General features: G+C 33.7%; 9 protein-coding genes. 2 read left to right on the forward strand and 7 right to left on the reverse strand.

Features of this window, described 5'->3' with window-relative positions; all coding sequences use genetic code 11:
- Positions 1 to 145: 145 nt before the first annotated feature.
- From DWY01_RS10750 to DWY01_RS10760, 3 genes are all read right to left on the reverse strand, one after another.
- A complete protein-coding gene (locus tag DWY01_RS10750) occupies positions 146 to 814 on the reverse strand; it encodes a hypothetical protein (protein ID WP_117996119.1) in 669 nt (222 codons plus the stop codon).
- A 920-nt stretch (positions 815 to 1734) separates the two neighbouring features.
- On the reverse strand, positions 1735 to 2448 hold the full coding sequence (locus DWY01_RS10755) for an amidohydrolase family protein (protein ID WP_117996120.1): 714 nt from the start codon (positions 2446 to 2448) through the stop codon (positions 1735 to 1737).
- Entirely contained in the window at positions 2445 to 2960 is a 516-nt protein-coding gene (locus tag DWY01_RS10760; protein WP_117996121.1) for an ECF transporter S component, read from the reverse strand. Before DWY01_RS10760 ends, DWY01_RS10755 begins: the two co-directional genes overlap by 4 nt.
- Positions 2961 to 3094: 134 nt before the next feature.
- Here DWY01_RS10760 and DWY01_RS10765 point away from each other — a divergent pair, with 134 nt between their 5' ends.
- Positions 3095 to 3748 carry an N-acetylmuramoyl-L-alanine amidase gene (locus DWY01_RS10765; RefSeq protein WP_117996122.1) on the forward strand — a complete coding sequence of 218 codons (654 nt, stop codon included), beginning with the start codon at positions 3095 to 3097 and terminating at the stop codon, positions 3746 to 3748.
- 9 nt (positions 3749 to 3757) lie between these two features.
- On the opposite strand, the gene DWY01_RS10770 is transcribed toward DWY01_RS10765, so the two are convergent.
- From DWY01_RS10770 to DWY01_RS10785, 4 genes are all read right to left on the reverse strand, one after another.
- Entirely contained in the window at positions 3758 to 5515 is a 1758-nt protein-coding gene (locus DWY01_RS10770) for an ABC transporter ATP-binding protein (protein WP_117996123.1), read from the reverse strand.
- Complete coding sequence (locus tag DWY01_RS10775; RefSeq protein ID WP_117996124.1) at positions 5502 to 7241, reverse strand: ABC transporter ATP-binding protein; 1740 nt, start codon at positions 7239 to 7241, stop codon at positions 5502 to 5504. Before DWY01_RS10775 ends, DWY01_RS10770 begins: the two co-directional genes overlap by 14 nt.
- 47 nt (positions 7242 to 7288) lie before the next feature.
- Positions 7289 to 8992 carry a phosphoenolpyruvate--protein phosphotransferase gene (gene ptsP, locus DWY01_RS10780; RefSeq protein ID WP_117996125.1) on the reverse strand — a complete coding sequence of 568 codons (1704 nt, stop codon included), beginning with the start codon at positions 8990 to 8992 and terminating at the stop codon, positions 7289 to 7291.
- 101 nt (positions 8993 to 9093) lie between these two features.
- Entirely contained in the window at positions 9094 to 10830 is a 1737-nt protein-coding gene (locus DWY01_RS10785; RefSeq protein WP_117996126.1) for an ABC transporter ATP-binding protein, read from the reverse strand.
- A gap of 88 nt (positions 10831 to 10918) precedes the next feature.
- Between DWY01_RS10785 and DWY01_RS10790 the strand changes: the two genes are divergently transcribed.
- Positions 10919 to 11689 (forward strand): Cof-type HAD-IIB family hydrolase, encoded by a 771-nt coding sequence (locus DWY01_RS10790; protein ID WP_199519957.1) that lies wholly within the window; start codon positions 10919 to 10921, stop codon positions 11687 to 11689.
- The last annotated feature ends 132 nt before the right edge of the window (positions 11690 to 11821 follow it).

The raw sequence follows: 11821 nt of genomic DNA on the forward strand, positions 1-11821 counted from the left end.
AATCAGAAGTGTACATTCTTAAATGATCATTTATGTACATATTTAGATTATCATTTATAAAGGCAAAAAAAAGCGGGTAAATTGATGAGGTTTACCCGTTACTAGTTTTGTCTATACATCGACAAACTGGAATTTGTCTCCAAGTTTAATGTAATTTATCTGCCTCATCTAAACATGATAATTTAAAATATATCGGATAATGGTCTGACACATTATCCTCATTTCTTTCTATCTTAACAATTTTGCATTGATACTTTTTTTTAAGTTCACTACTATCCTTAATTAATACATGGTCAATTGGCGTTTCATACACAAAGCCGTTAGGAAAAACCATTCGTCTTGTCTTTTGCCCGTTACATATATCCGTATATTCCAATATCAGTTTCCTATAATTATTTCTATTATCTTTAAACTTACTATCCTCGCATCTTTTCTTATAATCTCCCGCATTAAAATCTCCTAACATAATATCAGGGAATCCACTTTTCTGTAACCACTTAAGTAATTCATTCGCATTATGTGGATGAATACCAATAATAGACAAGTCCAATTCCTTTATTCCAAATGATACGCACATATTATTATTTAATTCTTCCTTTTTTCGATAAATCAAATTTTCCGAACCTATCTTTTTTGCTAAAATAACCGTCATCTTAATTTGTTTTTCAGAAGAAACATTATAATACATATCATATTTGTCATCAGGGAAAAACCCTAAAAATTTATGAAATAATATGTGCTCCTTAAACCCATCAATATTACACTTGAAAGGAATCTCTTGCAATATAGCAACTGCCTCATTTTTTGAGTCCAAGAACTTTTTCACTTTTTAAACAACAATATTAAACGTCAACATATCAATCTTTTTGACAGGTTGTTCATCATTTATACTATTTCCCATTTCATACAATTGCGTATTCCATGTTAAAAAATTAATTTCTCTCACTTTTTTATCACACCACCAAATTCCGATTGTTACATTGGCGAATGAATCCACATGTATCCCAAAATCAAGACACTAAGCACTATTACAAGCAGTAATGCTATACCAATTGCTTTGTGCTTTCGCTTAAAAGCGATAAAACTTCCCACACCCATTACTATGTATGCGAGAAGCAATAACATCGTAAAACTCATATGACCTCCTTAAATTCAAATTTTCTGTTCCCTATAAAATTAATTTATTGGGATTTACCAAATCGCCAAACAACGATTTATTGATTTATTTTAACACAAAATATAAGTGGTTTATAGAGAGGAAATATATCGTGTTTAATTTTCATACTAAAAATTTGTAACATCATCATATTACCAATTTGTAAACGTATTTCTTAGTTTAACCGTTTTAGTGCCAACTCACTGTATGAGTTTTGTAAAAGAAGTTGTTAGTAAAAGAAAATGTGGTCATTTCACTGAATCACTTTTCTAAAAGAAGCTCTTAGTTTAAGAAAAACGAGCAAACGGACATAAAAAAAGACCAACAATTGAAGTTGTTAGTTTTGGAGAGACAGTGTGCTTAGTTAAAACATTCTTAGACTGGTTTTAGACTATATTACCCAGTTTTAGTTTAACGATTTTGAGCACTTTTTTGAGGCTGGATTTCTAAATGCACTTTATAGTTTCACATAAGGAAGCCAATCAATGCGAAAAGGAGATAAAAGAGCACGCCAAAGTTTCATAAAAGAAACGAAAAAAAAGGGTAAGCCGTTAAGCTTTACCCGTTGCTAGTTTTGTCTATACATCAAAAAATTTCTTTGCGCTATTATAGAAAATATCTTCTAAGCCCTGTTCATCAACGCCACACATTAATACTTTCTGCATCTCAACTGTAGGATGATGGAAAGGACCATCCGTACCAAATAGGATGCGATCATGACCAACCGTATCATACGCTTCTTTAATTTTTGTATGCATAGGCATACCCGACATTTCTAAGTAAATATTTGGATACCGTCGAGCCATTTTTAATGCTGCATCAATATATACACCATGACCATGACCCATATGAATCATTAATACTTTACAGTTGGGATGTCTTTCCGCAAGCAATCCAATTTGCCAAGGAAGTGAGTATGGAGGATGGCCTGAATGTATACAAACAGGAATACCATATTCTTCGGCCTTATCTAATATAGGATCCACGATTTCACTATCCGCACAATAGGCATGACGTAATGGCTGTAGCTTAATGGCTTTAAAACCAAGTTTTACGTATTTATCAATCAAATCTAAACAATCTGGCTCTAAAGGATTTACATAAACACACCCTTCAATACGACCTGGATATTTCTGCATAGCCTTATAAGCTACTTCATTATCCAAAACACAAATCATTGTCGTTTCAATTTCATATGTGTCCATTAATGAAATCAATTCGTCTGCATCCATTCCAACATTGGCCCATCCGCCAATATAGCCTAAATGTGCATGTGCATCGATTTTTTTCATGCGACAACTCCTTGTAAAGATAGCACTTTAGATTTTGCCAAAACATTCGCAACAATCGCATAAATAACAAGTCCCATAATCGTTTGAGCTAAAAGTCTAGGTACAGACGCAAATGCGACTGCTGCCGTAAATAAAGGAATCTTAAATAATGTATATGCGAAACATTGAAACAAGCCACCAAGACTAGCTCCAATGATCCAATCAAGTTTTTCATTATTTCCCTTTTCAAGTACAACCCCCATGATATATCCCATGATGAATTTAAAGATAAATGTTGGAAGTACCCAAATCATGGCTCCTGTTAATAAATCACTTAGAGCAGCACCTAATCCTGCAGCTAAAGCTCCGTCTTTTTTACCTAAAACTAGCACCGCAAGAAATGCCATACAATCTCCCATATGTGTATATCCTCCAGTTGCTGGATTTGGAAGTTTAATCGTGAATGTACACACAAAGATCAATGCAATCATCAATGCCACTCTTGCAATTCTTCTTGTTGTTTCATTTGTCATAATCAATTTCTCCTTTTTAAAACTTATCCCTATATTAGCATTTCGCTGTATTCTTTAAAACGTACAGTTCTAACTTAATTTTAAGGGACAGTAAATTTAAGAGATGTTTAAGGAATCTATGTTTTAATAGATACATGAAAAAATTATTAATGACACTCTTATTAACATTCTGTATAGGATGCACCTATACTTTACTCAACGAAAAAGATACTACTGTTTCTGCCAAAAGTACGAAAAAAACTATTATGATTGATGCTGGTCATGGAGGATATGATGTAGGGGCTGTAAGTAACTATGGCGATTATGAAAAAGATATCAATTTAGATATCGCACTACTTGTTGGAAAACAACTCAAATCCTATAGCTATAATGTTGTATACACTCGTACAAACGATTCTGTATCTTGGTCGGAAGATAATGTAGAAGATCTACAAACGCGTTGTGATTTAGCCAAAAAAAGGAATGCCGATCTCTTTGTATCGATACATTTAAATTCAAGTGAATATGAAGCCAATGGATATGAAATTTATTGTGATTTCAACAACAAAAATGTTGTGAAATTGTCCAACTCCATTCTTAAGCAACTTGATCAATTAGATTATTCAACCAATCGAGGTTTATTAGATACTAATGAAACACCATTGTATGTAGTTGCCAACAACGAAGTCGATGCCATATTAATTGAAGCAGGCTTTATATCGGATGATTCCGATTTGTACTATCTTAAAAACTATACAAACAATGTTGCCACGGCCATTGCCAAAGGCATCAAAAAAAGTCTGAATTAAATCAGACTTTTACTTTGCGAATTGGGCATTATACAATCTTGCGTATACTCCATTCATATTCAATAATTCTTCATGCGTACCTTGTTCAACAATATCTCCATGTTCAAGCACTAATATCTTGTCTGCGTTGATAATTGTAGATAAACGGTGTGCAATCACAAAACAAGTACGATTTTCCATAACTCGATCCATTGCACTTTGAAGACGTCTTTCAAGTCTTGTATCTACACTACTAGTAGCTTCATCTAGAATCCAGACTTCCGGATTCTTTAATAGAGCACGTGCAATCGTCAATAATTGTTTTTCACCTTGACTCACATTACTTCCCTCTTCATTGATCAAAGTATCATAGCCATCCGTTAAAGTACGTATAAAGTGATGGACATTGGCTTGCTTTGCAGCTTCTACAATTTCATTCTTTAACGCCTTCTCATTTCCATATGCAATATTTTGTTCAATACTACCTTCAAACAACCATGTATCTTGTAGTACTAACGCAAAAAGTTTTCTTAAATCATGATACGACAATTTGCGAATATCGATACCATTGATTTTAATACTTCCACCCTTTACGTCATAGAAACGCAACAATAAGTTTGTCAATGTTGTCTTACCTGCTCCTGTAGGACCTACGATTGCGATGGTTTGACCTTGATGTACATCGATATTTACATCTTTCATAAGTAGATTGTCATCATATCCAAATTGTACATGTTCAAATTCAATGGTACGTACTTCATCAATTTGACATTTGGATACAACATCTTCTTCAATTGGTTGATTTAAGAAAGTGAATAAACGTGACATCGCACTAAAAGCCGATTGTACAGCACTTGATAACTGGGATATTTGAGAAATCGGATCATTGATTTGCCAGATATAACGAATAAAGGCTTGTAGTTGCCCTAATGCGATAGTTCCATTTAACACTTGAAGACATCCAACAAGGCTTGCACAGCCAATGCTTAAATAGGTAATTAAAGAACACAATGGATTGATTAAACTTGATACAAATTGTGCTTTAAAACTAGCTCCACGCATTCTTTCATTATCCTGTTGAAATCTCTCTAAAGCATGTTTTTGTTGATTATATGAAAGAATCTCACTATATCCATCATATAGCTCATTGATTGTACCATTTAAATCAGCCAATGTATTTTGTTGATCATCAAATAGTGGCTGTGATTTCTTCACAACATACTTTGATAAAAACGCAATGAGAGGTAATGCCACTAAAATAATGCATGTCATAAGTACATTGATTCTAAACATCATAAATAATACAAAAGTAAATGTACATACAGCTGAAATCACACGTGATAAAGTTTGCTGCAAAGCATTCGATAATGTATCCACATCATTTGTGATACGCGATAACAATTCACCAGTCTTTTCCTTGTCAAAATAAGATACAGGTAAATGATGAATTTTATCTTCAATCGCATTACGCACATCAAACATCGTTTTTTGAATCGCATCCGTCATAAAGATGGCCATTAAAAACTGTGATATAGTCTTCACAATATAGATGGAAAATAAGATACCTAAGATATGTATAACTTTATCTACCTGGACTGGTTGATGTGCTGCAATATCCGATGCTAGCTGTGTTGTGATCATACCTTCTACAGTCGGATTTAATGCAAAGGTTACTTGGGCTGTAATAACCATTAAAATACCAAACAACAGCTTAAAACGATAGGGCTTAATAAACACAAAAAGATGAGATAGACATTCAGTAAACTTCATTTTCTTAGTTTCTTTCATAATCATCCAACTCCTTTTGTGTTAATTGTGAATGAGCAATCTCTTGATACACACTACAATCCTTCAATAATTCTGTATGCGTTCCCATTCCAATAATCTGACCTTCATCCAAAACAATAATCATATCTGAATCCATGATTGTAGATATTCTTTGGGCAACCACAAAGAAAATCGCATTTTTTACTACAGGTTTCAATGCCTTTCTTAATGTTGCATCTGTTTTAAAATCTAATGCACTAAAGCTATCGTCATAAATATAGAGCGACGGCTTTTTTAAGATGACACGCGCAATGGATAACCTTTGTTTCTGTCCACCCGAAATATTCGTTCCATCTTCCGCAATTTCATCTTCATACCCATGTTCTCTTTTCAAAATAAAGTCACTTGCTTGCGCAATCGTTGCGGCATGAACCATTTCTTCTTCACTTGCATCAGGTTTTCCAAAACAAATATTCGATTGAATACTTCCCTTAAACATATGTGCTTTTTGTGCAACATATCCAATTTGTGCATGTAAGCTCTCTAAATCATATTTACGAATATCAACACCATTGATTTCAATTGAACCTCGACTTACGTCATAAAAACGATTCATTAATTTTACTAATGTACTCTTACCCGATCCTGTACTTCCAATCACGGCAATCTTTTGTCCTTTATGACATGTAAAATCAATATCCTTTAATACGGCTTCTTCTCCATTTGGATAAGAGAAGCTTACATCCTTAAAGCTTAGTGTTTGAATTGAATCTAATGAAACACAATCATTTTCATTAACAATACTCGGCTTTGTATCTAACACTTCCATGATACGTTTAGCCGATACATTGGCTCTAGGATACATCATAAATACCATACAGAAAATCAGTACAGACATCATAACGTGGAATAAGTATTCGACAAAAGCCACTACATTTCCTAATGTAATCGCATCCGTATTTAGTAAAGTACAACTTAAATAATATACGATCACCGTTGCAATATTCATCAAAAAGAAAAAAGATGGTTCCGTACAAGACATCAATTTAAATAGTTTTGCACTCTGATCACGATAGAAATCATTTTCATTAGAAAAACGCTTCTTTTCATAATCTTGTTTATTAAAAGAGCGAATAACACGAATACCAGTAATATTTTCACGCAATATTTGATTAATGTGGTCAATCGACTTTTGTTGATTTTCACTCAATGGTTCGCTTACCTTAGCAACAATGATTACACCTATAATAACAACTGGAATCGTAGCTAAAACTACATAAGAAAGTTGTAAAGATATTTTTAATATCAACATGACCGAAACACACATCATAACCGGTGTTAATAATGCAGATTTTAATATGACATTTAAAAATAACATAATTTGATAGGCGTCATTATTTGTACGAGTAATCATACTGGACACACCAAATTTTTCCATTTCAGCTGCCGAAAAAGATTGTGAATGCTTAAATACATCATTACGAATATCACGTGTAATATTAGATGAAATCTTGGAGCAGCAATAGCCAAGTAATACAACTCCACTTACACCGATTACACTAATTAAAGCCATAATTCCAAAACGACCATATAAATAAGCTGTATCATGTGTTTCAATACCATGATCAATCATATCTGAAATGATGGTTGGAATACCTAGTTCTACAAGGGCAAATCCAAATACACTTATAAAATCCAACAAGAACCATTTCTTATATTTCATTAAATATTTCCATATAAGCTTCATATATTCCCCCTACAAAATAAAAGGGGTTCATTTGAACCCCGAATCAATTATTCACCTAATTTAGTTTTAACTGTTTCTAAAACTTCATCAGCAGTGTCTTTGCTTAAGCATTCTTGAGCTAATCCTTGCATTTCTTCATAGCTTAAAGATTTAACAACCTTACGAGCCTTTAAGATTTGAGTAGCACTCATTGAGAATTCGTCAAGACCTAGACCTAACAAGATAGGAACTGCATGTGGTTCACCAGCCATGGCTCCACACATACCAACCCATTTACCGTGTTCGTGAGCACCTTTAATTGTGTTAGCAACTAAACGTAATACACTAGGATTGTATGGTTGATACAAGTAAGAAACGTGTTCAGACATACGGTCAGCAGCCATTGAGTATTGGATCAAATCGTTTGTTCCAATTGAGAAGAAGTCTGCATATTTAGCAAATTGATCAGCAAGAACTGCAGCAGCTGGAATTTCAACCATCATACCAACTTCAATACTGTCACTAACTGCAACACCTTCAGCAACTAATTCAGCCTTAACTTCTTCAAAGATTGCCTTTGCGTCACGGAATTCTTTAACTGTAGCGATCATTGGGAACATAATGCAAAGTCTTCCGTAAACTGATGCACGGCATAATGCACGTAATTGAGTTTTGAAGATATCTGTTTCTTTTAAGCAAAGGCGAATTGCACGATATCCTAAGAATGGGTTCATTTCTTGAGGGAACTCATAGTAAGATAAGTGTTTATCTCCACCGATATCTAATGTACGAACAACAACCTTTTTACCTTGCATACCTTCTAATACTTGTTTGTATGCTTCAAATTGTTCGTCTTCTGTTGGGAAGTGATCTGAATCCATGTATAAGAATTCTGTACGGAATAATCCGACACCTTCACCACCGTTAGTTAATACACCTTCAACATCTTTGAATCCACCAATGTTACCAGCAAGTTCAACTTCGTGTCCGTCTGTAGTTACTGATTTTTCATTTTTCAATACTTTTAATTCTTCTTTTTCTTTTAAGAATGCTTCAGCCTTAGCTTCATATTTAGCAACTGTTTCTGCATCCGGATTGATTTCAACAACACCATCTAATGCATCTAATGCCAAAGTATCACCAGTCTTACATGCATCACATACACCTGGGCATCCTACAACTGCAGGGATTTCCAATGAGTTAGCCATGATAGCTGAGTGAGATGTTTTACCACCGATTTCAGTAGCGAAACCTTTAACGAATTCATTTAATTGAGCTGTATCACTTGGAGTCAAATCGTGAGCAACGATAATTGAATCTTCAGCAATACTTGTTAAATCAGGAATTGTTAATCCTAATAAATTACATTTTAAACGGAAAGTAACGTCTTTGATGTCAGCTGCTCTTTCACGGAAATAATCATTATCCATGCTTTCGAACATTTCAACCATTTGGTTAGCGACTTGTTCAGTTGCATATTCAGCATTCACACCATCGTTTTCGATCATAGCTTTAATTTGACCAGCTAATTCAGGGTCACCAGCCATCATCAAGTGAGCATCAAATACAGCTATTTCTTCGTCACTTAAACGTTTAGCTGCTCTTTCTTTTACTCCTTCGATATCTTTTTTAGTTTGTTCTAGAGCATCTTCGAATTTTTTAACTTCTTCTTCAGCTACTCCTGCTTTTTTTTCAATAACAACTTTTGGTGTTTCTAATTTGTAGACTTTTGCTACTGATACACCAGCACTTGCTGCTATCCCTTTTAACATGATAAATTCCTCCTAAAACAAGCGAAAAACGCTTTCATTTACAAATAAAATTTTAACACTTTTTTTTCAAAGATACAAGAAAAGTAGGCATTTGCTGCCTGCTAGTTTAAACCTTCAAATTGAAGCTTATAATATTTTGCATAAGTACCATTTAATTTCATCAATTCATCGTGTGTTCCACGCTCATGCATACCCGTCGCATCGATTACGACAATCTCATCCGCATTACGAATCGTTGATAAACGGTGAGCAATTGTGATACAAGTACGATTCTTACTTAAATCTTCTAAGCTTTTTTGAATAATACGCTCACTCTCATTGTCCAAAGCACTTGTTGCCTCATCTAAAATCAATATCTTAGGATTTTTCAAGAATACGCGAGCAATCGAAATACGCTGTTTCTGTCCACCTGATAATCGTGTGCCTCTTTCACCACAATATGTATCATAGCCTTCCGGTAAAGACATAATAAAATCATGGATATTGGCCTTTTTAGCTGCCTCTACAATTTCTTCATGAGTTGCGTTTGGTCTACCATACGCGATATTTTGTTCAATTGTGCCTGTAAACAAATATACATCCTGCTGAACTAAACCAATATTAGAACGAAGTGACTTCAAAGTCACATCTTTAATATTTTGACCATCAATACAAATTGAGCCAGTTGTAACATCATAAAAACGAGATAGTAATGAACAAAGCGTAGTCTTACCAGAACCACTAGGTCCTACCAACGCAATCTTTTCACCAGCCTTGATATGTAAATCTACATCATCTATAACCTTCTCATTATCATTATACTGGAATGACACATGATCAAAATCAATGTTACCAGATACGTTATCTAGATCCTTCGCATCTTTAGAATCTTGAATTTCAGGAATTTCATTCATAACTTCCTCAAAACGTCTAAAGCCAGAGAATCCTTTTTGGAACATTTCTGTAAATTCAACCAATACTTCGATTGGTGAAACAAAAACGTTAATATATAAGGCAAAAGTAGCTAATACAATTGGATTCAAATCACCATTGGCGATAAATAAACCTCCAAACACAATAATTGTGACATATAATAATCCTTGAAAGAAATTATTGCCTCCTTGGAACGTTCCCATAACACGATAGTTATCTTTTTTCGATTCCAAGAATTCCATATTTGAATGATTAAATTTATCAATTTCAATATCCTCATTCGCAAAAGACTGTACAACACGAATACCACCTAAGGAATCTTGAAGACTTGCATTGACTGTACCTATCTTCTTTCTGTTTTCCATAAAGGTCCTTCGCATTTTTTTATTTTGTGAATAGCTAAATACCATCATTACAACGGTTACAGCTAATAAAATCAACGCCAACGGCCAATAGATCGTTGCCAAAATAATAAAAGATCCAATGATTTTAAATAGAGAAATAAATAAATTTTCCGGTCCATGATGTGCAAACTCACAAATATCAAACAAGTCTGAAACAACTCTAGACATCATGACACCTGTATTGTGTTTGTCATAATAAGAAAAAGATAATCTTTGATATTGATTGAATAAATCCTGACGCATGTCACTTTCCATGTTGGCTCCCATCACATGGCCTTGACAACTCACGTAATAACGACACAATGCTCGTATTACATACATCACAAACAGACCTATTCCTAAGACAATTATTCCTTTTAAAATTTCATTTGAAGATTTTAAAAAGAAATGTCCTGTACAATAACTTAAAATCAAAGGAAAAGAAAGATCGACAATACACATAATAAACGCGCAAAATAGATCCATAAAGAAAATTCCTTTATACGGTTTATAATATTGTAAAAATCGTTTAAATGTACTCATATATACCCTCCTAATTTCTGTATTATACAAGAAATTCAAAATTATTTCCAAAGCAATGCTAAAATATAAGAAGAATGGAGAAATGATTATGATTAAAATATTGTTTTTTGATATTGATGGCACACTTTTAGAACTTGGCAAAAAGGAAATGCACCAAGAACTAGTTGATGCATTAAACTTAGTTAAGGAAAAAGGCATCAAAATCTTTTTAGCTACAGGAAGGCCACCATTTGTCATCCCTAAATTCCATGAAATTGAATTTGATGGGATTCTAGCTTTCAATGGTTCATATTGTTACACGAATAACGAATTAATATACAAAAATCCAATGGATAAAAAGGATATCAAAATGTTTGTAGATAATGCCAAAAAATTAAACAAAGCAGTCACTTTAGCTGGAATCAATAAGATGGGATGTAATTTTGATGATGAAATCTTAGAAGAATATTTCATGATTGCCAACCAACATGTTCATGTAATTGATGAGTTTAATGAATTTATGAAAGAAGAAATTTATCAAATGATGGTTGCGACTACACAAGATCGAGATGAATTGATTTTAAAAAACACAACCACATTAAAAGTGGCTCGCTGGTGGGATAAAGCATGTGACATTATTCCTTGTAACGGTGGAAAAGATGTCGCCATTCAAAAAGTATTGGATTTCTACAATTTCAACAAAGATGAAGCCATGGCCTTTGGTGATGGAGGAAATGATATTTCCATGTTGAAATATGTTGGTACAGGTGTTGCGATGGGTAATGCCAAAGACAGTGTGAAAGCTATAGCCGACTACATTACCGATTCTGTACATGAAGATGGAATAGTCAGTGCATTAAAACATTTTGAAGTCATATAGAAAAAGACAGCAATTTTCTTGCTGTCTTCAGATTGTTGACAAAAGCCTATACCTTTTCGTAAGGACATAGGCTTTTTATTGTATATAGGCAATTTTCGAAATGAAATTGTCTTTTTTTGTATAATTTGAAGG

It is taken from the genome of Eubacterium sp. AF22-8LB (assembly GCF_003458715.1).
Lineage (GTDB): Bacteria > Bacillota_I > Bacilli_A > Erysipelotrichales > Erysipelotrichaceae > Holdemanella.

Excerpts from the sequence above, each read along its gene's own strand:
- DWY01_RS10790 (WP_199519957.1), top strand. The coding sequence starts at position 10,919 with ATGATTAAAATATTGTTTTTTGATATTGATGGCACACTTTTAGAACTT.
- DWY01_RS10760 (WP_117996121.1), bottom strand. The coding sequence starts at position 2,960 with ATGACAAATGAAACAACAAGAAGAATTGCAAGAGTGGCATTGATGATT.
- ptsP (WP_117996125.1), bottom strand. The coding sequence starts at position 8,992 with ATGTTAAAAGGGATAGCAGCAAGTGCTGGTGTATCAGTAGCAAAAGTC.
- DWY01_RS10770 (WP_117996123.1), bottom strand. The coding sequence starts at position 5,515 with ATGAAAGAAACTAAGAAAATGAAGTTTACTGAATGTCTATCTCATCTT.
- DWY01_RS10775 (WP_117996124.1), bottom strand. The coding sequence starts at position 7,241 with ATGAAGCTTATATGGAAATATTTAATGAAATATAAGAAATGGTTCTTG.
- DWY01_RS10765 (WP_117996122.1), top strand. The coding sequence starts at position 3,095 with ATGAAAAAATTATTAATGACACTCTTATTAACATTCTGTATAGGATGC.
- DWY01_RS10755 (WP_117996120.1), bottom strand. The coding sequence starts at position 2,448 with ATGAAAAAAATCGATGCACATGCACATTTAGGCTATATTGGCGGATGG.
- DWY01_RS10785 (WP_117996126.1), bottom strand. The coding sequence starts at position 10,830 with ATGAGTACATTTAAACGATTTTTACAATATTATAAACCGTATAAAGGA.